At 47.4% G+C, this 20,924-nt stretch carries 17 protein-coding genes and 2 pseudogenes; 2 read left to right on the forward strand and 17 right to left on the reverse strand.

Annotated features, from left to right (window positions below; translation table 11 throughout):
- Positions 1-61 precede the first annotated feature (61 nt).
- From GWP40_RS06860 to GWP40_RS06870, 3 genes and pseudogenes are all read right to left on the reverse strand, one after another.
- Positions 62-829 carry a leucine-rich repeat domain-containing protein gene (locus GWP40_RS06860; protein WP_212564732.1) on the reverse strand — a complete coding sequence of 256 codons (768 nt, stop codon included), beginning with the start codon at positions 827-829 and terminating at the stop codon, positions 62-64.
- A 24-nt stretch (positions 830-853) separates the two neighbouring features.
- A pseudogene (gene tkt / locus GWP40_RS06865) lies at positions 854-2,840 on the reverse strand (transketolase).
- Between the two features lie 16 nt (positions 2,841-2,856).
- Positions 2,857-3,858 (reverse strand): AAA family ATPase, encoded by a 1,002-nt coding sequence (locus GWP40_RS06870; protein WP_212564733.1) that lies wholly within the window; start codon positions 3,856-3,858, stop codon positions 2,857-2,859.
- A gap of 146 nt (positions 3,859-4,004) precedes the next feature.
- Here GWP40_RS06870 and GWP40_RS06885 point away from each other — a divergent pair, with 146 nt between their 5' ends.
- Positions 4,005-6,077, forward strand: a complete 2,073-nt coding sequence (locus GWP40_RS06885; protein ID WP_230974302.1) for an InlB B-repeat-containing protein — start codon at positions 4,005-4,007, stop codon at positions 6,075-6,077.
- 389 nt (positions 6,078-6,466) lie between these two features.
- Here GWP40_RS06885 and GWP40_RS12790 read toward each other — a convergent pair whose 3' ends face one another.
- From GWP40_RS12790 to GWP40_RS06945, 14 genes and pseudogenes are all read right to left on the reverse strand, one after another.
- Positions 6,467-7,012, reverse strand: coding sequence for a vWA domain-containing protein (locus GWP40_RS12790; RefSeq protein ID WP_230974303.1), 546 nt, complete (start codon positions 7,010-7,012; stop codon positions 6,467-6,469).
- Complete coding sequence (locus GWP40_RS12795) at positions 7,009-7,533, reverse strand: hypothetical protein (RefSeq protein ID WP_230974304.1); 525 nt, start codon at positions 7,531-7,533, stop codon at positions 7,009-7,011. Before GWP40_RS12795 ends, GWP40_RS12790 begins: the two co-directional genes overlap by 4 nt.
- A 95-nt stretch (positions 7,534-7,628) precedes the next feature.
- A complete protein-coding gene (locus GWP40_RS06895; protein WP_212564734.1) occupies positions 7,629-9,509 on the reverse strand; it encodes a RelA/SpoT family protein in 1,881 nt (626 codons plus the stop codon).
- Positions 9,493-9,678 carry a hypothetical protein gene (locus GWP40_RS06900; RefSeq protein WP_230974305.1) on the reverse strand — a complete coding sequence of 62 codons (186 nt, stop codon included), beginning with the start codon at positions 9,676-9,678 and terminating at the stop codon, positions 9,493-9,495. Before GWP40_RS06900 ends, GWP40_RS06895 begins: the two co-directional genes overlap by 17 nt.
- Positions 9,679-9,904: 226 nt before the next feature.
- Positions 9,905-10,429 (reverse strand): Rpn family recombination-promoting nuclease/putative transposase, encoded by a 525-nt coding sequence (locus GWP40_RS06905; protein ID WP_230974306.1) that lies wholly within the window; start codon positions 10,427-10,429, stop codon positions 9,905-9,907.
- Positions 10,430-10,444: 15 nt separating this feature from the next.
- On the reverse strand, positions 10,445-10,882 hold the full coding sequence (locus GWP40_RS12800; protein ID WP_230974307.1) for a hypothetical protein: 438 nt from the start codon (positions 10,880-10,882) through the stop codon (positions 10,445-10,447).
- Between the two features lie 115 nt (positions 10,883-10,997).
- Complete coding sequence (locus GWP40_RS06915) at positions 10,998-11,396, reverse strand: class I SAM-dependent methyltransferase (RefSeq protein WP_230974308.1); 399 nt, start codon at positions 11,394-11,396, stop codon at positions 10,998-11,000.
- A 156-nt stretch (positions 11,397-11,552) separates the two neighbouring features.
- Positions 11,553-11,687 (reverse strand): annotated as a pseudogene (locus GWP40_RS06920) (peptide chain release factor 1); the annotation flags it as partial.
- A 381-nt stretch (positions 11,688-12,068) separates the two neighbouring features.
- Entirely contained in the window at positions 12,069-14,285 is a 2,217-nt protein-coding gene (locus GWP40_RS06925; protein WP_212564735.1) for an Ig-like domain-containing protein, read from the reverse strand.
- Between the two features lie 502 nt (positions 14,286-14,787).
- Positions 14,788-15,876: a peptide chain release factor N(5)-glutamine methyltransferase gene (gene prmC / locus GWP40_RS06930; protein ID WP_230974309.1), complete on the reverse strand. Its 1,089-nt coding sequence runs from the start codon at positions 15,874-15,876 to the stop codon at positions 14,788-14,790.
- 4 nt (positions 15,877-15,880) lie between these two features.
- On the reverse strand, positions 15,881-16,948 hold the full coding sequence (gene prfA / locus GWP40_RS06935) for a peptide chain release factor 1 (RefSeq protein WP_212564736.1): 1,068 nt from the start codon (positions 16,946-16,948) through the stop codon (positions 15,881-15,883).
- A gap of 125 nt (positions 16,949-17,073) precedes the next feature.
- Complete coding sequence (locus GWP40_RS06940; protein ID WP_230974310.1) at positions 17,074-17,688, reverse strand: ankyrin repeat domain-containing protein; 615 nt, start codon at positions 17,686-17,688, stop codon at positions 17,074-17,076.
- Positions 17,645-17,971, reverse strand: coding sequence for a hypothetical protein (locus tag GWP40_RS12805; RefSeq protein WP_230974311.1), 327 nt, complete (start codon positions 17,969-17,971; stop codon positions 17,645-17,647). The genes GWP40_RS06940 and GWP40_RS12805 overlap by 44 nt, the downstream gene beginning before the upstream one ends.
- 39 nt (positions 17,972-18,010) lie before the next feature.
- On the reverse strand, positions 18,011-19,243 hold the full coding sequence (locus GWP40_RS06945; RefSeq protein ID WP_212564737.1) for a cation:proton antiporter: 1,233 nt from the start codon (positions 19,241-19,243) through the stop codon (positions 18,011-18,013).
- A gap of 529 nt (positions 19,244-19,772) precedes the next feature.
- Between GWP40_RS06945 and chvE the strand changes: the two genes are divergently transcribed.
- Positions 19,773-20,852, forward strand: a complete 1,080-nt coding sequence (chvE, locus tag GWP40_RS06950; RefSeq protein WP_212564738.1) for a multiple monosaccharide ABC transporter substrate-binding protein — start codon at positions 19,773-19,775, stop codon at positions 20,850-20,852.
- The last annotated feature ends 72 nt before the right edge of the window (positions 20,853-20,924 follow it).

The raw sequence follows: 20,924 nt of genomic DNA on the forward strand, positions 1-20,924 counted from the left end.
TCGTCAAGATGGGATAGCGGTATTGAGCGGCTTATCCATTCCAGCCGAGTCTTTCTTGCGCTTACGGTTCTATCGGGGCATTTCCACTATCGAGAATAACCCAACCATTTGACTTCGCTTGCTGTAATGCGGCGGCAGATGGTTTGCCGTTCTTGATTTTATCTCCCACCGCTAAAATGCGTGCTTCACGAACGACGGTGCTGTTTCCGATTGCTGCGGGAAGGCTTTTCAGCAAAGCGTCCATTGCTTCCGTTTCGATTGCGTTCATATAGCACCGCAGCTGTGTGAGTTTTTTACAACCTGATACGTCCAATGCCGACAACCGATTGATGCCGCACCATAAAAGCTCGAGCTGTGTCTGTTGTGAAACATCCAATCCGCTTAAACGGTTATTATAACATTGCAGTCGTTTTAAGTTTTTATTTGCGGATAATTGCAGCTGTGCTATTTTATTGCCTGCACAGTACAGTACTTCGATATTCGGACAGCGGGAAACATCGATGTTTTCTACAGTGCCGTTATCTTTAATATCCAGTTCGCGGATGTCTCCGGTGAATACGACCGTCGTTCCCGTAGCTTTCAGTAGCTGCATCGGTTTGTCCTCGTTGAGTTCGCGAACCTCATCCGTTCCCGGAATCACTGTTTTATCGGCGCCCTGTACTCTTACCGCCGAGCCGTCTTGTGTTCTTATTCTAATCGATAGTGTTGAGCCTTCGGGAACGGTGATGGTTACGGTTTCTGTTTTTCGCGATGAAGCCGGCGCTGTCGTACAAGCGGCAATTATTACCGCTGCTGCAAGCAAAATACCTGTTTTCAAAATTGTTTTCATAGATTTTCTCCTACTTGATTTTCACTATTCTTTGATACGAGCGGCAAGCGCTTGGGCGGTAAATCCGAGATGCTCCGCAACTTTTTTTTGCGGGTCCCGATTCGCCGAAACGTTCTATCGAGAAAATATCTTGCTCCGGCGACTGTACCCAGCCTTCCCAGCCTTGTTTAACTCCGGCTTCCGCAACCATTACACGGCCGTTGTTCCCGACTAGCTGTGCTTTACAGGAAGATGTTTGAGCTTCCAGCAGCTCTTTCGACGGAACGGAAATAACTCGTACTTTTTTCGGGGCGGCAAGCTGAGCGGCTTCGCAGGCAAGGCTTACCTCGGAACCGGTTGCAAGCACGGTTATCTCAGGATCGCCGTCGGTGCCTTTTACGATATAGCTGCCGACAGCTTTCATCAGAGCTTTCCACTGAGGTTCGGCTTTTTCCAGTATGGGCAGATTCTGGCGGCTCAGTATTAAACAGACTGGACGATCTTTCTGCTCAAGCGCAATTCTCCATGCGACGGCGGTTTCTTCCGCATCGGCAGGGCGGAGTACCAGTAGATTAGGAATGGCGCGGAGGCTTGCGAGTGTTTCCACCGGCTGATGGGTCGGGCCGTCTTCGCCGACAAAGATGGAATCGTGGGTTAATACAAAAATAGAAGGGATGCGCATCAGCGCCGCAAGCCGGAGCGCCGGACGCAGATAGTCGGAGAACACGGCAAAGGTTGCGCAGAAGGCGCGGAAGCCGCCGTGTAGCTGAATACCGTTGGTAATCGTTGCCATCGCGAATTCTCTGATACCGAAGTGGATGTACCGTCCTTGCGGTGTTGCGGCGGTAAACGATTGGGCATCCTGTAAGGCGACTGCATTCGGTCCCTGCAAGTCCGCCGAACCGCCGACGAGATTTGGAAATGCCTTTGCAAAAGCGTTCAGTGCGGTTTTGGAAGCTGCCCGCGTCGCAATCATCTCATCTTTTTTAAAGACCGGATCGGCAACGCCGTCCAGTACGGCTTGGTCGATACCGCCTTGTACAAAGCTTCGATCCCATTCTTTGCGCAGGTCGGGATAGGCGGCGCTCCATGCGGCAAAGCGGCTATTCCAGTCCGCTTCCGCTTGAGCGAATTCCTTTTGCCGCTCTTCAAAATAACGGTAGGCTTCGGGGGCGACAAAGAACTGTTCTGCAGGATCAAGCCCCAACGTCTTCTTTGCCTGTGCCAGCTTCTCTTGACCGAGCGGCGCTCCGTGTGCGGCAGCGGTTCCCTCAACAGCGGGCGCTCCCTTTCCGATTACCGAATCGAGTATGATGAGCGAGGGGCGGGGATCTTTTTTTGCCTCCGCAGTGAGCTTTTCTATATCGCTGTAAGAATACATCGAACCGTGCAGCACCTGCCAACCGTAAGCCTCGTACCGCTTTGTAACATCTTCGGTAAAGGCGATATCGGTGGAGCCGTCTATCGTAATATTGTTTTTATCATAGTATACAATGAGCTTACCGAGTTTCAACGTACCGGCAAGGCTCGATGCTTCCGAAGAAACGCCTTCCATTAAACAGCCTTCTCCCACCAGCGCGTAGGTGTAGTGATCGACAATGCGGTACTCTTCGGTGTTAAACCGCGCTGCCAGCATCGCTTCGGCAATCGCCATCCCGACTGCGGTAGAAATGCCCTGACCGAGCGGCCCGGTGGTGGCTTCGACGCCGGGGGTGAGCCCGTATTCGGGATGCCCTGCGCAGCGGGAACCGACTTGTCTGAAAGAGCGGATGTCGTCAAGCGAAAGATCGTAACCGGCAAGATGCAGCGCGGCATACAGGAGCATAGACCCGTGCCCCGCCGACAAGATGAACCGGTCGCGGTCTACCCATTGGGGATTTTTCGGATTATGCCGTAAAATTTTTGCGTACAGCATCGCTGCGAGTTCGGCGGCTCCGAGCGGAAGCCCGGGATGGCCGGAATTGGCTTTTTCGATTGCATCGATTGAAAGGCTCCGTATTGAAAGCGCTACGGCGTCAAGTTCTTTATTCATAGTTCCTCCAAATATGTTACGGCTGCGGAATAAGCTCGAGCAGCTCGGCGATAATTTCATCTGCACTGATATTTTCCGCGCTTGCCTCGTACGAAAGTTTTAAGCGGTGGCGCAGAATAGGGTAGGCGAGAGCCTTTACGTCTTCGGGAAGAACGTAGTCGCGTCCGTTTAAAAATGCCCGTATCTTTGAGCACCGATAAAGGGCGATGCTCGCACGGGGAGAGGCTCCGACGGTGATATAGCTAAGATAACTGCCGCGGGGCAGCTCTTCCCGTTTTTCGATAATGGGACGGGTTGCCGTAACCAACGCGATAATGTATTCCTGTAAACCTTCGGTGCAGCGGACTGCTTCGGCGCCTCTACGGATGGTATGGAGCATATCGACGGAAAGAATCGATTCGGTTTCGGGCGCTTGCATTTTTTTTACCGAAGCGGTGATGTTCTCGCTTTTCAGCATGATGACGAGTTCATCCGCCGGTTTAGGGTAGGGGACAAAAAGTTTAAACAGGAAGCGGTCGAGCTCCGCTTCGGGAAGGGGGTAGGTGCCTTCCTGTTCAATAGGATTCTGGGTTGCAAGCACAAAGAACGGTTCGGGGAGGGGATAGCTCGTTTCGCCGATGGTAACCTGACCTTCCGCCATCGCTTCGAGCAATGCGGATTGAACCTTTGCAGGAGCACGGTTTATTTCATCAGCCAGCACTACGTGCGCAAAAAGCGGCCCCTTTCGTACCGCAAAGCGATGTGCGGTAGAATCAAAGATGAGCGTTCCGGTGAGATCGGCAGGCAGCAAGTCGGGTGTGAACTGGATGCGTTTAAAACTTAATTGAGAAAGCTCCGCGAAAGTCCGTACCGTTAAGGTTTTGGCAAGGCCGGGGGCACCCTCCAGCAACACATGTCCGCCTGCAATATAGGCAACAAGAATATCGTCGATCAGCCGTTCCTGCCCGATCACGGATACGGCCATTTGTTTTTTAAACGCAGCAACCCGCTGCAACGCTTCGGTTTGTAAGCTCTCCATATTAAGGGAGTGTACGCATATTTTTCATTCTATGCAAGATAATGTAATTCTGTAACTTCTTATAATCTTATTCCTTGTATGTAGGCTGCATTTTACTTTTAATCATATTGATAGTGTTAGAAAAAGCGATTTTAAAGGAGCCGCGTGTGAAAAGAGTTTTTCCCCTTGTTTTGATTCTTGCCGGTGTGTTTATAATTGCCGGCTGTCGCAATCCTTCTCTGAGGACGTATACGGTAACGTTTAATACGCAGGGTATCGGTACTGCTCCGGCGATGCTTACGGTTGCGGAAGGAAGTAAACTGACCGCAACGCAGACACCGGCACCTACGGCCATCCCTTCAAATAAAAGCTTTGGCGGCTGGTTTAAAGACACTTCTTGTACGCAGCCGTGGAACCATGCCACCGATACGGTTACCAAAGATATTACGCTCTATGCAAAGTGGCGTAATGCTTTGCCGCTTACACCGATTGAACCTTCGACGCCGCTATACACGGTAACCTTTAACACGCAGGGTATTGGTATGGCGCCGACAGCGCTTACGGTTGCGGAAGGAAGTAAACTGACCGCAGCGCAGACACCGGCACCTACGGCCATCCCTTTAAATAAAAGCTTTGGCGGCTGGTTTAAAGATGCTGCCGGTACACAGCCGTGGAACCATGCCACCGATACGGTTACCAAAGATATTACGCTCTACGCAAAATGGCGTAATGCTTCGCCGCTTACTCCAATTGAACCGTTGTATACGGTAACGTTTAATACGCGCAATCTTACATCACCCCTCACTCCGATAACTGTTATTAAAAATCATACTATCCCTGCAACTGATATACCGAATCCTACGCACCGGACATGGAATTTTTCCGGCTGGTATAAAGATAAAAATTGCAATGCTCAATGGAATACGGCCTCCGATACCGTTACGGCAGATATAACGCTTTATGCAAAATGGACTCCTAAAACTCTTTCAAAACAGGATTTATGGGAAAGTAAGAACACTGAAGGATCGACAAACTATTTTCGAATTCCGGCATTGGCACAGACAAAAGATGGGACGCTGATTGCCGTTACGGATTTACGATACAATCATACTGCCGATATCGGTAAGTTCGGGCCTAATGGGGAATGGGGTCAAGCCTCCCATATCCATCGCGTGGATGTAATAATTAAACGCTCTACCGATAACGGCTTGACATGGGATAGCAGCAGTACAAAAATTACAAATGCACCGGATAATCCCGTGCAATACGGTTATGGAGATGCCGCTATCGTGGCGGATAGAGAGTCGGATAATGTACTGATTATTTGCGCTCACGGGGATACCCGCTACGGACATTATAAGGCAGGAAATGCAAATACACGGCTTAAAGTTGTTAAGCTCCGTTCCTTAGACGGAGGTAAAACATTTACATCGCCTGAGGAAATTACAACTTCTATTTACGGTTTAAACGACAATTGGGGAACACTTTTTTTCGGTTCGGGGAAGATTATGCAGTCTCGCAAGATAAAAAAGGGTAGTTATTATCGTATTTATACAGCACTGTTAGTTAAAAAGACATCAAAAGCTCTCTTCGGAAATGCCGTATTGTACTCTGACGATTTCGGCGAAACATGGCAGGTTCTCGGTGATGCAACAGTGTCGCCGATACCGAACGGTGATGAAGCCAAGGTTGAAGAGCTTCCCGACGGTAGAGTATTGCTTTCAAGTCGCACAAAAAACGGACGTCTTTTTAATATCTTCACTTATACAAATGAAGAAACAGCAAGCGGACGTTGGGAAAGCGGACAAAAAGCACAGCTCGGAACGGAACGCGGTACGAATGGTGAAATATGTATTATACAAGCCCGTAAAGCCGATACGAAAGCGCCGGTATATCTTGCATTACAGTCTATTCCCTTATCCTCAAAACCGCACCCTAAGAGCGACGAACCGAACATCCGTATGAATGTAGGTATCTATTGGCGCGTAATAGAAGAGAATATCAGTCTTTCGGCATTGGCAGACAGTACCAAGTGGGAAAAATATCAAGTATTTACCGGAGAGAGCGGGTATTCGACAATGGTGATGCAGCAGGATCACCGGATCGGTTTCTTATATGAAAAATATGATCATGTTACTTATTCTACAGATATGAATGACGTATACGATATCCGCTATGAGAGTTTACCTATCAGCACTATTACTAACGGCGAATACGAAGCGGCGTTTTTAACAGAGTAGCAACATAGTAAAACAGCCTTTCCGTAAGCCTTTTGAAAATAGCCTGTCCGGAAGTGTACCTCCGTGTACACTTTTTCCCGACATACATCCGTGTATGTCGGGAAAAGACGAGTTTTGTGCGTGCACAAAACTCACTGCTGATTAGTACCCCGTCCCTCCATGGACGCATTGATGGCGAGTTTTTGTTCCACAAAAACATCGCTGCTGCGTGGAACCACGGACATCCGTGTCCGTTTGATACGTTGAGGATTTTCAGTAGCGGCACGGATGCCGCTGGTTTATATCAGTAGCGATGTTTCGGCTCTTGCCGAAACTCACAGTCAAAACTATACACGGATGTATAGTTTTGACGATGCGACAACGCAGATATGCCGTATATTTCAAAAGGTCTAGTAGGTTTTATTATGCGGCAATATAATCGGAAACAGTTTTACGTCTTTTGCCTTTGCCGCTTCGATAACTCCATCCTTGGTAATTGAACCTTGAGGGCGGGGATGGGGAGGCGCATCGCCGATGAGGATCAGTTTGCGGTCGGTATCCGCATCAGTACGCCATTCAAGGTCGAGTCCCGCGTCGATGCCTTCGTACACCGCTTCGGGGATGTCGCGTCCGCCGAATACGCTAAAACTTCTAAGAGCAGCGGAAAAACGATCGATATCCGAGGTAAAATCGGTTGCGGTTTTAGTCAAAAAATCATCATAGTAGTCTTTATAAAGGACAAGTCCTATCCGGTAGGAATCATACTTGGGAAGTACCTTTTTCAACGAAGCCGCAAGCAGCTCTCTGACTTTTTTTATATCATCCTTCATACTTTCGGTTGCGTCGATAACAAATACTACATCGAGTTTCTTGTGTTTCTTCGGCGTCAGGATTACTTCAATTGATGGCATAATACCGTCAACGTTCTCCGAATAGATCAGTTTATTGCCGCTCAAGCGGGCGAGTTCCGAAAAAAAGAAGCGGCGGCCGGTTCGCTAAAAGCCGGATCATGCACTTCCTTAATCGATTTTTGCGTTACACGTAATACAAACGGATTATCGCTAAAAGAGCCGGTATAATCAGCATACGGTTTTTCAAATGCGCGGATATTAAAAAACGTGCCGTCCAATACCTGCACTTCGCCGTGTCTGTCCCATTCATAGCCGTAACAGATAATGTACGGTACCCAGATGTGAAACGCCTTGCCGAGCGGCGTGTCTTTTTCCGGGCTGGAGTCTATCAAGCTGTAGAGCCGCTTTCCGCGGGTATCCAGCTCTTTTCCGTTCAGGATACGTTTTTCATCACCATTAATGCTGTTGTATTGAAAATCACGGTATGCAAAGTTATCGAGCCTGTTTTGAGGATCCTTTGTGGTCTCCGTCATCAGGATGGAAGCGATGTCGGGCTTTTTTTCGAATATAAAAGTGATATCCGGCTCCCTTAGGGTCTTGAATAACTGCAAGATCGCTTTGGTCAAGCTCTAAATCCGCCCCGAACACTGGAAACAGGAATCCGATAAGCACAATAACCGTAACAATACCGTTCTTTTTCATATCTTTAATATCGAACGGATTACTTATGCGGCTTAATCTTTTTCTGCGCTTTTTCAGGATTTTTCTGTTTGCTTTCTTTTATATCCCACTCAACATCGATGAGGCGGGCTTCCAAATCGGGGATTCTTTTGAGGTTGGTACAGTTTTTCCGATGGATGATAACTCCTCTGCCGTTGGCGACATAGCCGCAGATGACGGAATCGGAGGTCGGCTTGCAGCACCCTGCAAAACGTACGGGAAAGTTGGTAGAGCCGCCGATGCGTATCCGCAATGCTGGATTCTTCTTGGGATCCTTTTGCGCTGCTTCGAGTTCCCGTTTTGCCGTTTCAGCTTCTTCCGGTGTTTCTTTGGGCGGCCGCGGCGCTTCTTTTGCAGCATCTTCGGCAATATCCGTTCGCTGTCCTTTTTCTTCTTTTTCAGTGTGGAGGAGGTTTTCGTGCAGTTGGAGCCATGCGCGGATTTTTTGGCGAGCCCGCGTCGTATGGGCGTTTTCGTACTGGTTGTGCGTGGGGTGCGCGTTCGGGTGCGTGATAACCTCCACCACCTGCGTGTTTTTAAGCGGGCGAGAAAGCGGGATGATGGCGCCGTCTGCTTTCGCGGATACGAGTTTTTCCCCTATCGACGAATGGATACGGTATGCAAAATCGACGGCGGTTGCACCGGCGGGCAACTCGATAATATCACCCTTAGGAGTAAAGACAAAAATCGAATCGCTTAATAAATCGCTTTTGAGTTCCGCGAGAAATTCTTCATTATTAAAGCGCTGTTGTGCGAGCGACTTGACCTGCTGCACAAAAGATAATTCCTGCTCGTTCGCTGTTTTGTTCTTGCTGTGTTTTTTATACACCCAGTGGCTTGCAACCCCACGCTCCGCTATTTCGTGCATTTCGTGCGTACGGATTTGGATTTCTAAGGTTTGCCCGCCCTTGCAGATAACGGTGGTGTGGAGACTTTGATAGCCGTTCGCTTTCGGCATCGCGATGTAATCCTTGAAGCGGCCTTCAAGCGGCTTCCATACCGTATGCATCAGACCGAGGATGGTATAGCACTCGTTCACTGTGGTGCATAAAATCCGCACGGCGAGGAGGTCGTACAATTCATCCGCCGCCTTGTTCCGCTTTTTCATTTTTTGATAGATAGACCAAAAATGTTTGGCGCGGCTTTGCACCTTAACCTTGATTCCCGCTTTCTCCATCGTTTGATAGATGGTTTTTTCGGCGCTCTGCAAAAAGGCTTCCCGTTCTTTTTTCTTTGCTGCGACAACGGTTTTTATCTGATCGAAGGCTTCGCGGTTGATATATTTGAGGCTTAAATCTTCAAGCTCATTTTGAACGGTGGAAATACCCATCCGCTGGGCAAGCGGCGCCCAGATTTCACTGATTTCTCGGGCGATACTGCGCTGCCATTCCGTAGGGTATTCGGAAATATACCGAATCTTATTGAGTCGATCGGCGAGTTGGACAATCATAACCCGTAAGTCGCTTACGAGGGAGAAGAACATTTTGCACACGGTATCGGTATGTTCTTTGCTTTTATTATACAACTTCACATCGGAGAACTTTGCCGCCGCATTCAAAATATCCGCCGCCGTATTTCCGAATTGAGCACGCAGTTGATCATCCGGTAACGTAAAGCTGCCGTCTTCGCTGTACAGCAGCGCGCAGATGATGCTTTCGGAATCCATTTCAAGCGCGGCAAGGCTGTGCGCCATACGCAGCGAATGGGCGGCGTCGTGCGGAATGGGGGCGTCAGCTGCCGTATCGGATATACGGTTTGTAAGCAAAAGATTCCACGCAGCGGTAATCCGTGCGGCGTCTTCAGGACTTTCCTCTTCCGCATAACAGGGATACTGCGCAAAAAAATGTTCAAGACTGCTTAGGTTTTCAACTTTTTGTATCATCGTGTACGCCTTCGATTAGTCTGTCTTGGCCTGCTAAATCCTGATGGATACGGATATCTGAAAAGCCTGCGGTTTCAAAGAGCTTGCTTGCGGCTTGGGCATGGTATTCTCCTACCTCGCTTGAAAGGACTCCGTTGCGGTTTAGGACAGTACGGGTATTATTTGTCAAAATCCGTATAAAATCAAGACCGTCGGAGCCGCCGTCGAGGGCTAATGCCGGTTCATTCCGGCTACGCCCCCATCTATTCAGACCCGCTACGGATGGCGGTGGTTTTATGCAGAAACGAGATTTGCGTCAAACGTAAATCTCGTACTAAGGGGGTACAGGGAAGTACTCCCCTTACTGAGCGACTTAGGCTTCTACCCTAAAAACCCGCCTTGGTTCTAAAGCATTCTTATAGTGCTTCCACTTCCTGTATGGTTAAACCGGTCGCCTGTGCGATTTTTTCACTTGATAAGCCCATAGCGTGTAAGTTCCGTGCCGTTTCGAGGGCTTTTTGATAGGAACCACGTGCTTCACCTTCGGCAAGACCTTGCACAATACCTGCTTTCCATCCATCATTTCTCGCATCACGCTCGATAGTATTCACTAACATATACTCCCTCCTCAATTCTTCACTTGCCTTTACTTCCTTGATTCGACGCTCCAGTCTTTGGATAAATTCGTCATCGCTGACTTTTCCGTTCATGTACTCTAAAAATATTTTCAGCTTTTCATTCTTTTCGTGCTCCGCCGCTTTACTGTTTATAATGATCTTTGTTATCCCATCGCCCAGTTCTATCCGATTATCTTCACTGCATATCGTCTTAAAGGTATAAACTGGCAGTGTTTTTTTCAAGATAGTCAAACGTGCAGAAAAAGAGTATAAACGTATCGGGCAGACTTTCGTATGGTTTGCTCTTCCCCAATATGCTAACATCAATGGCTGCTTTCGTCAAAAGTGTACATCCTTGTACACTTTTGACGGCGAGTTTCGATAAATCGAAACATCGCTTCTGCTTAATACGCGCGGCATCCGTGCCGCTACTGAAAATGTATCACAGTACCGCCAAGGATGGCGGTGATTCCATGCAGTAGCGACGTTTTGCCGAACGGCAAAACTCGTGTTTTCCGATAGACACGGATGTCTATCGGAAAACGACATTTCTATGTCGTAAATGCGCCCCTTGCAATCTTTTGCCCATACGTCAAACCGAACCCCCTTAGCTCGTCCTGCGTCATCTATTGTCTTTTGTAATTCTATTTCGGTTATGGTTTCTACTTTTCCCTGTAAAACACGATTTAAAAGCGTTTTGCAAATTTCAGGATCTTCCATTACACGATAGAACATATAATCGTCGGCTATGGTTAGTTCGTCAAATTCTTTTTCCACAGTATATTTCTCCTGCCTTTCTTTTGTTATTATAGCATAAAAAGAGATGGGGACAAGCTGTTTTATTCTGAAATAACATGAATGAGTAGATCTCTTACACTGTGCGCTATGAGAATTATATTGTCTGATTCGGTTGCTCCGATACGCCCTCGATTAGTCTGTCTTGGCCTGCTAAGTCCTGATGGATACGGATGTCCGAAAAGCCTGCGGTTTCAAAGAGCCGACGGGCGGCTTGGGCATGGTATTCTCCTACCTCGCTTAACAGGACGCCGTTGCGGTTTAGGACAGTACGGGTATTATTTGTCAAAATCCGTATAAAATCAAGACCGTCGGAGCCGCCGTCGAGGGCTAATGCCGGTTCATTCCGCCCGTCTTTGAGTAGTTCCTGCGTCAGTGCGGAGGGTACATACGGCGGATTGGCAGCGATGAGGTCGAAACGGAGATTATTGGGGAGCAGGGAAGATGGAGAGCGTGATTCACTAACACGGGCGATGGTTTCCGGCAATGTGTGCATATCTCCTTTGGTGATGTGCAACCGGGTTTGTGTTTCAGCCGACAGGAGCCGCTGTGCATTGAGGCGGGCTATGGCGAGGGCTGCGTTTTCAGTATTGCCGACTGCATAAACAAATCGACGGCGTAGCGGCGGGCATCGGCGACGGTAAACATCCGGTTATGCTTGGGCTTTCATCATTTGCTCGCGGGCGGCGATGCAGAGCGCTTCGACGATTTCGTTGAGGTCTCCTTGCATAATCGCATCGAGCTTGTAGAGGGTTAGGTTAATCCGGTGGTCGGTTACACGGTTTTGCGTTCGGTATAGATAACCGTCAGCACTTTGTTGACCATGCCGATTGTTTTGTACCGCAACTCGTCTATGGAAGAATGGAATAGTCACTGACTATGCCGTCCGTACAAAAAACGCTGATATCCAGTTGTGCAGGGGATGGAGCGCTGTCTTCTACCCTAATGTGCGCAATCCTTCCTGTGTTGTAAGGGGGACATAGGGGGGAGGTACTACCAACAAAGTTTCGCAAAATAAATCTAAGGAAGACCTCTAAAAAACTGAGGTTTTTAGAGGTTCCCTAAAAAAACTTTTATCCGAAAAAGTTTCCTCCCGCCCCTAAAAGCGGGGCTTGGGGAAGCCTCCCCAAATTCCCCTTATGCCCCCAGCTCTTGCTGGGGCGGTGCCTTACTCAAGCTCGTCCTCATGCCCATGCTCATTTATTTTATACATATTCCAGTGTTTATTGTCTTTTGCGTTGTCAAAAGCGGCTTTCAATTCAGGCGGAGCGGTAAAGTCCTTGTGATTACCCTCGGTTACGCCCGTTTGTTCGGTGTAAAGAAAACACAGTGAAGGATTGTGCAGCGATTGGAGCTCCGGTAAATCGTTCAACAGTTTTGTCATCACTTTGGCATTCAGCTTGTTGCCGTAGCAACGCAGCCATTCCAAATCCCTTAATCCTTGCACATTAAGGACGGTAAACTGATTACGATGGCACTCCAGACGTATCAAAGCGGTTAAGCCTTGCACGTTAAGGGACGTAAGCTCATTGTTCTCGCAGTTCAGCCATTGCAATGCGGTCAAGCCTTGTACATCAAGGGCACTAAGCCGATTGTTGCCACACTTCAGTAATTCCAAAGCAGTCAAGCCTTGTACGTCAATGTCAGTAAGCTGATTGCTGCCGCAGTACAAATCTTTCAAAGCGGTACATCCTTCTACATTAAGGGACGTAAGCTCATTGTTCTCACAGTTCAGCTCTTGCAATGCGGTTAACCCTTGCACGTTAAGCTCGGTAAGTTTATTCTTGTTGCATTCCAACTTTTGCAAAGCGTTTAAGTCTTGCACGTTAAGTAAAGAAAGTTGATTGTCGAAGCAGAGCAGCCTTTGCAATGCGGTTAACCCTTGCACGTTAAACTCTGTGAGATTATTGCTGTAGCATTCCAATCTTTGCAAAGCGGTTAAGCCCTGCAGGTTAAGAGAAACAAGCTGATTGTCGCCGCAGATTAGCCTTTGCAATGCGGCACACCCTTGCACGTTAAGGGCGGTAAGTTTATTTTCATAGAGCTCAAGCTCGATGATGTTTCCTTCGAGTATGACGGCGGTGTCCGTTGCATTCAGTGTGGTTTCACTGTCGTTTGCAAGCGTTGTTACGGTGCAGCCTGTCACTTTTATAGGATTCCCGTCTTTAGTTTTTGCCTTAACTTTGATGTCTTTTTTGTCGGGGCTGAGGGTAAGAAATGCCCCTTCCGGCACGGTGATGATGCCCGAAGCTGCTTCTTTTCCGCTCAAGTTGTCTTTCACTTTTATGCGCGTGCTTCCTACGCCCACGCACTGCACCGCCGCCTCGCCCGTAGCGTCGTTAAGAGCCACGCTTATGACGGCAGGGTCTTCCGGCTCTGCCGTGTAGTTGCCCGAACCCGCCTTGACGAGCTTATAGGTAAAACTTTCCGTCTTTCCTTTGGTAAAGGCTTGGCTTTCAAGCTCGAGCGTATTGCCCACATATTTGAACTTTACTTTGACCGTTACCGCAGCGCTCACTTCCACCGTTGCCGTCGGGCTTCCGGCAGTGCCGCCTGATTGCAATGCAGTTTCAGGCAAAACCTGCCACGCATCTACGGCAAACTGAGCGTCGGGCTTTGCCGTAAAGGTGAGGGTTTTATGCAGCTCAACGCTTGCAGGGCTTACCGTTATGTCGGCTTCCGTGCCTTCGACCTTTGCCTTGAGCGTTCCGCCCTGAACTCCCGCCTCCGTGTTCTCTACGCCAAAAGTGACTTCGTGGCTGATGTGCTTAAAGCTCACTTTGACTATGGCGGGCTTTGTTACGGTGAGTGTGTAGGTTGTGCCGATTCCCGCTTCGGGAGCGTGCACACCGTCAAGCGTCCACTTTTCCACCGTGTAGTTCGCCTCGGGCACTGCCGTAAAGGTTACGGTCTTACCCTGTTCTACTTGAGCCCCCGTCTTGAGCTCGACTGCGCCTGCTCCCTCGCCCACCTTTGCTGTAAGCGTGCCGTGCCCGCCTTCCACACTAAAAGTGATCTGATATTTTGGCGGTGTTACCGTTACAGTACAGTCAGCTGTTTTACCGCCGTCTTCGGTTGTTACGGTAATTTTAGCTATTCCAACTTTTTTTGCCCTTACCGTACCGTCTTGATTTACTTCCGCAACTTCCTTATTGTCGGAACTCCACGTTAGTTTTTTGTTCGCTGCGTTTTCAGGGTTCACCTTTGCAGTCAGTTTCTCGGTTGTTCCTTCCTCAAGCGTCAGCGCAGTTTTATTCAGCGTTACCCCTGTTACCGCTACCGGCGTATCTACAGTTTGCTTACAGCCAACTACTAACGCCGCAAGCATCAGTACCGCTGCTATTCCGCTTAAAAGCTTTCCGTTCATTAATTTTATATTTTTCATCTGCAATATTCCTCCAAAATTATCATTGTTGAATAGTCAATATTTGTAATTTGTAATGCGTAATCAATTTGTAATTGGTAATGTGTAATTTGTAATTCAATTACCAATTACCAATTACCAATTATCCATTACTCATTACAAATTGAATAAATTACCCGGAATCGAACCAAATCGCTGCTCCGCTTTTGCGGTAATACGTACTGTTAATGATGTGTATCAACTGAAAAAAGCAGATAAGATGATGCCGTTTCGTTTTTGTTGATAAAAAAAGATGATGAGTTTTACGTTGAAAAAATGATGAAAAACTATCTAGTGCTGAGTTGCTGAGTTGCTGAGTTGCTGAGTTGCTGAGTTGCTGAGTTGCTGAGTTGCTGAGTTGCTGAGTTGCTGAGTTGCTGAGTTGCTGAGTTGCTGAGTTGCTGAGTTGATTATGACGTCACTTGCTATCATGTCAAGCCCCTTTTGCAAATATGCGGGTATCTCCTTCGTTGCTGCGAAAAAACTAATTCAGAGCATCCGGTTTCCGGCAGCTTCGTTCCGAATGTCCCGTCAGGGATAGCGAAAAAGTAACCGGCTTTTGAGACACCCCCGGTTGCTCCGATACGCCTTCGATTAGTCTGTCTTGGCCTGCTAAATCCTGATGGATACGGATGTCCGAAAAGCCTGCGGTTTCAAAGAGCCGACGGGCGGCTTGGGCATGGTATTCTCCTACCTCGCTTAACAGGACGCCGTTGCGGTTTAGGACAGTACGGGTATTATTTGTCAAAATCCGTATAAAATCAAGACCGTCGGAGCCGCCGTTGAGGGCTAATGCCGGTTCATTCCGGCCGTCTTTGAGCAGTTCTTGCGTCAGTGCGGAGGGGACATACGGCGGATTGGCAGCAATGAGGTCGAAGCGGAGAATATTGGGGAGCAGGGGCGGGGAGAAGATTTCTCCGGCGGTTTCGGAACAGCGGTTTGCTCCCAATCGCAGTAGCTTCTGAAAGCGGATGATGGTTTCCGGCAATGCGCGCATATCTCCTTCGAAGATGTAAAGCCGCCTTTGAGTTTCCGCTGGAAGGAGCCGCTGTGCATTGAGGCGGGCTATGGCGAGGGCTGCGGGGGAAATATCGGCAGCAATGCAGCAGATATTCCGAATGCCTTCTTCCTCAAGCGTATGTAAGATGGAAATTGCCACGCAGCCCGATCCGGTGCAGGGGTCGAGTATGAACAAGGTTTGATTCTGCCGGAGAGCCGCCGTTTTTTCTCTTATGACAGCGAGGCTCCGCTCTACCAGCAGTTCGGTGTCGGGCTTGGGGATCAGCACATCGGGACTTACGTGAAAGGGAAGCCCCCAAAAGTCTTTTTCGCTGGTGATATAGGCAATGGGTAAACCGGTACAGCGCCGCTTCGCTGCTATGCAAAAGGCTTCCCGTATCGGGGAAATATCGGTGTCATCATGGGCAAAAAGCCATGCCCGCGGCTTATTGAGGAAGTGCTGCAGCAGGACGTCCGCATCGAGCGTTAAAGACGAGCGGGGCTGCGTTTTCAGTATTGCCGACTGCATAAACAAATCGACAGCGTAGCGGCGGGCATCGGCGACGGTAAACATCCGGTTATGCTTGAGCTTTCATCATTTGCTCGCGGGCGGCGATGCAGAGTGCTTCGACAATTTCGTTGAGGTCCCCTTGCATAATCGCATCGAGCTTGTAGAGGGTTAGGTTAATCCGGTGGTCTGTTACGCGGTTTTGCGGATAGTTGTAGGTGCGGATGCGTTCTGAACGGTCTCCCGAACCGACTTGATTTTTCCGGTCTTCCGCCCGCTCGGACTGCTTCTTCGCCTCTTCCATATCGTAGAGGCGGCTCCGCAATACGCGCATTGCCTTCGCCTTGTTTTTAATCTGGCTCTTTTCATCCTGACAGATAACGACAAGACCGGTCGGAATATGGGTAATACGCACGGCGGAGTCGGTGGTGTTGACGCACTGACCGCCGGGGCCTCCTGCGCGCATAACATCGATGCGCAAGTCTTCCTGCTTGATAACGATTTCCGTTTCCTCCGCTTCGGGTAAAACCGCAACGGTTACCGCACTTGTGTGGATACGCCCCGAACCTTCCGTTTCCGGTACGCGCTGTACACGGTGCACACCCGATTCATAGCGGAGACTTCCGTACACATACTTGCCCGAAATGGACAGCGTTACTTCTTTAAATCCGCCTAGTTCAGTTTCGTTGGAAGAAAGAATTTCGTATTTCCAGTTTTTCAGTTCCGCATAGTGCGTGTACATTTTTAACAGATCCGCTGCAAAGAGCGCCGCCTCTTCTCCGCCGGTACCGCCGCGTATTTCCATAATGATGTTTTTTTCTTCCAGCGGGTCGGGTGGAATGAGCAACACTTTCAGGTTGTTCTCGCTTTGCTCCAGCTGAGCTTCTAAGTTATGCAGCTCTTCCCGCGCCATCTCTTTCAGCTCATGGTCGGTTTCTTCCTGCATCATTGCGCGGGTTTGCCCGATGTCGTTCTCCAACCGGAGATACTGCGTATATTCTTCCATCAGCTTTGAAAGATAGGCGTGTTCCCGCATCGCTTCCTTATAGCGGTTTTGATTTTTAATCAACGCAGGGTCTTGTATTTCTTGTTCCAATTCTTTCCAACGAACCGATAAACTTTCAAGTTTTTCTTTCATAATCATTCACCTTATAATGCACTTTTAGCCGAATAGAACGGCTGATAATCTTGAGGGACATTAGACCTGTTCAGAAACGGAAGTTTCCAAACAGGTTTATTGATAATGATAGTGTCGGAACGCAGCTAAGGCTGCTGCATGGCTTCTAAAATTTCTTTATTATTGAATAGTTTTGCATAACCGAGTGCGGACATGCCCAGCCGGTCGGCGATATTCCAATCGGCATGATGTTCTATGAGCAGCTTTACCATAGGGATATCCTTTCTACCGACAGCAAAGATTAATGCTGTCTGACCGTCCTTGCTCTGAATATTTGTATCCGCATTTTTCGAGAGAAGCAATTTTGCGGTTTTTAAATCACCGATTTGAGCAGCTTCCATCAATGCCGAATAGGAACGGTCTTCGGAACAGAGATTGATCTCTGCTCCATATTCAAGCAGTAATGAGGCAATTTCATAATGTGAGTCTCTAATTGCGAGTGAAAGTACCGGGGTGCCGCGCGTGTCTCGCTGCGAAGCATTATAGCCTGCCTCTAAAAAGAGCCGGACAATTTCGTATTTGCCTTCTTCTACTGTTTCTGTAAAATTCGACTCACAACAGGGAAAGCCGTTATCCAGTAACTGTTCGCGGGCAATTCGCTTGCGTTCTACTAGTAGGAAATTATGTTGTTCTTTAATAAAATAATCTTCAAATAGATCAAGCGCCAGAGGAATGATAAATTGTTTGCAGCTTTCCGGCAAGGATACGGCATTTTCTTGTCCAAGTGTTAAGATAGGTAAATTTTTTTCCGATACCAAGACCTAAAAAGAAAATAAATGCAGGATTGAGCGTGGACGTATGCTTACCAAAAATAAATAAAATATGTGAAGCATCATGCAGCAATACGGTGGGAGAATAGCTGCCATTATCCCAAATTGTATCGACTTGGCGATATACAACATCACATTCATGCGATTCAATGATATGAGCGGCGGTTTCGGATATTTTTTTTCCCGTTTTTTCATACAGAATAACGACTTTCATAGTAATTGTCAGGCAGTATAATGTAAAACGTAAATCATTTCAATGATTTTTGAAAGTCTGAGGTTCAATTGAGCCTGAGCGTATCAGCGCTATCTTCGCCGTTACCGGCCCCATTAATTCATATAACACCGAAGATGCTAAAATGATGTTAAACAGGATGAGACCGTCTTTTTCCGGCAACATTGCTTTTCCCATAAATGCAAGCCCGATGGCAACACCTGCTTGCGGCATCAGCGCAAACCCCATATTGTCCGTTATCTTCTTATCGAGTGACAGCATTTTACACGATGTGTATGCACCGATGTACTTTCCGATTATCCTGATACAAAAATACGCAACTCCGATAATCCCCGCCGTTACAATAATGGTGAGATCCATATTCATACCGGAGATGATAAAAAAGCTGCTCATCACCGGAGGAGAAAAATTATTCATTTGGTCGAACAGGGTTTTATCATTTGTCCGGTTGTAATACACTGCGCCGCACACCATACAGGCAAGCAGCGGGCTTACCTCGAAGTATGAGCAGATGCCGGAAATTAAAAAAAGGAACGCGACAGCTAAAATCAGGCGATTGTCAAAGCTCCGTTTTTCCGTAATGAGAAACTCCATACACAGAGCGGTCATGAATCCCAACATCAGCATTGCGGCATTAAGAGCAATCGGCTTCACAATGCTCATAATATTAAACACAGCACTGTCCTGTGCATTGACGACGGCAACCATGATACTGAACACAAAAAGACAAACAACATCGTCAAAAGCAGTGATATGCAACAGCAGATCGACAAACGGGCCTTTTCCATTGTATTCCTTTATCGTCATAATAGTGCTGGCGGGAGCGGTCGCGGTTGCAATCGCACCGAGTAAGAGTGAGAATGAAAGCTTCATTTTAAAGACAAAGATCATAACGACGGTAACCAAGCATCCCGCTAACAGAGATTCGCAGAGCGTGATAAATACGACATTCCGGAATTCCTTTCTGCCGTCGCTCCGTTTAAAGTAGCGCCCCATATCAAAAGCGATAAAACTGAGTGCGATAATCGAAATAACGTCCAAGTTGACGATAAAATGCCGGTGAATTAAATGCAATCCGCTTGGGCCAATCAATATTCCGGCAAGAATATAGCCGCTTACCTTCGGCAGTTGGAGCTTTTTTGTGAATCGAGTGACCAAAAATCCGCTTATCAATATCAGCGCAAAGGATATCAGGATTGTGGTAGGTAAATTGAGGTCTTTAACAATGTTGTAAATAAAATCGATTATATCCATCTTTTTTGCTCATCTTTGATACGCATAGGTGCGTCGCCGAAAGGGCGATTGTGAATTTAGCGGTGTTCCATACTATAGGATATACCTAAAAGACGCAACCTCCTTTTGAAATAGACGACGCATCTACTGCGTTTCTCTTATACTGCTGATTTCACTATTCTCTTTATCTTTTTTCCCCATAAAACCGATACATAATTTATATCCATAATGCTCGAGATATCCTCCGCTGTTATATCATATTTAGGCCCCCTTTCTCACAATGAGCTTATAAAATTACTCCATTCTTTTGCGATGACGCATGAAGTGGAGTGATACAATAAAAGTGCAGTACTAAAATTGCCGAAAAAGAGAGGAGGAAGGACAATGAAACGGTACGATCAGAATGGAAAACGATAGGGTAATTCGGGACAAAATGTATAAATTATCAATACATTTCCTTGACAATATGTCGAAAGCATTGTAGAATAATTAAAACCGTGCTCGAGCACGGTTTGATATTTTCGATTAGATGTTTTATTAGGAGGAATGTATGAAACGGAAAATCGGTATAGCTCTTATGGTCTTTATGACTGGAATAGGAGCCTTATTTGCGGGGGGCACAACAGAAACGTCAGAAGCACCCAGAATAGGCGTTTCCATGCCTACAAAGGATCTGCAGAGATGGACTCAGGACGGCGACAATATTAAAATGTTGTTGGAAAAATCGGGCTACAAAGTCGATTTGCAATATGCAAACAACGATATAGCCGTACAGGCATCTCAAATTGAAAATATGCTGACTAAAAACTGCAAAGTAATAGTTATAGCAGCAATCGACGGTTCATCGCTCACGGAAGTTCTTAAAACCGCCAAAGAAAACGGCGTTCCCGTTATTGCTTATGACAGACTTATTATGAACAGCGATGCGGTACGCTATTATGCAACATTCGACAACTACAAGGTCGGTCAATTTCAGGGAGCTTACCTGCGCGACACGCTTAAATTGGACACGGCAAAAGAACCTGTATACATCGAATTATTTACCGGCCCCACAGACGATAACAATGTGAACTTCTTTTTCCCGGGTGCAATGGATATTCTAAATCCTTACATCAAAAAAGGCGTCTTGGTCGTCCGTTCAGGACAAACCGAAAAAGCTCAGGTTGCAACACCCAACTGGTCAACTGAAGAAGCTCAAAAAAGAATGGAGAATTTGATCAGTGCCTACGGTTACGGTCCGACAGGCACAAAACTGCACGCGGTATTATCATCAAACGATTCCGTTGCGCAGGGTATTACCAATGCACTTGTTGCGGCCGGATACACGAAGGAAAACTTCCCGCTGCTTACGGGACAGGACTGTGATATTACTTCGGTAAAAAATATGTTGAAAGGCCGTCAGAGTATGTCGGTATTTAAAGATACCAGAACACTGGCAGGTAAAGTATCGGAGATGATTGACGCTCTCGTAAAAGGAACAAAACCTCCGATTAACGACACAAAAACATATAACAACGGTACCGGAGTTATTCCTTCATTTTTGTGCGAACCTGTTTTTGCAACAATCGATAACTATAAAAAGTTATTGGTTGAAAGCGGCTATTATACCGAAGCGCAGTTGAAGAACTAAAACCGATTTGTGCTGAGGACTTAAACAGTGCCGATTAACTGTCGGCACTGCTTTTGGATTGCGATTAAATAC

The organism is Treponema vincentii, assembly GCF_018336815.1.
Lineage (GTDB): Bacteria > Spirochaetota > Spirochaetia > Treponematales > Treponemataceae > Treponema.

Excerpts from the sequence above, each read along its gene's own strand:
- prfA (WP_212564736.1), bottom strand. The coding sequence starts at position 16,948 with ATGAAAGAAAAACTTGAAAGTTTATCGGTTCGTTGGAAAGAATTGGAA.
- GWP40_RS06895 (WP_212564734.1), bottom strand. The coding sequence starts at position 9,509 with ATGATACAAAAAGTTGAAAACCTAAGCAGTCTTGAACATTTTTTTGCG.
- GWP40_RS06915 (WP_230974308.1), bottom strand. The coding sequence starts at position 11,396 with ATGCACACATTGCCGGAAACCATCGCCCGTGTTAGTGAATCACGCTCT.
- GWP40_RS06945 (WP_212564737.1), bottom strand. The coding sequence starts at position 19,243 with ATGGATATAATCGATTTTATTTACAACATTGTTAAAGACCTCAATTTA.
- chvE (WP_212564738.1), top strand. The coding sequence starts at position 19,773 with ATGAAACGGAAAATCGGTATAGCTCTTATGGTCTTTATGACTGGAATA.
- GWP40_RS06860 (WP_212564732.1), bottom strand. The coding sequence starts at position 829 with ATGAAAACAATTTTGAAAACAGGTATTTTGCTTGCAGCAGCGGTAATA.
- GWP40_RS06925 (WP_212564735.1), bottom strand. The coding sequence starts at position 14,285 with ATGAAAAATATAAAATTAATGAACGGAAAGCTTTTAAGCGGAATAGCA.
- GWP40_RS06905 (WP_230974306.1), bottom strand. The coding sequence starts at position 10,429 with ATGTTAGCATATTGGGGAAGAGCAAACCATACGAAAGTCTGCCCGATA.
- prmC (WP_230974309.1), bottom strand. The coding sequence starts at position 15,876 with ATGTTTACCGTCGCCGATGCCCGCCGCTACGCTGTCGATTTGTTTATG.
- GWP40_RS12805 (WP_230974311.1), bottom strand. The coding sequence starts at position 17,971 with ATGAAAGTCGTTATTCTGTATGAAAAAACGGGAAAAAAAATATCCGAA.
- GWP40_RS06870 (WP_212564733.1), bottom strand. The coding sequence starts at position 3,858 with ATGGAGAGCTTACAAACCGAAGCGTTGCAGCGGGTTGCTGCGTTTAAA.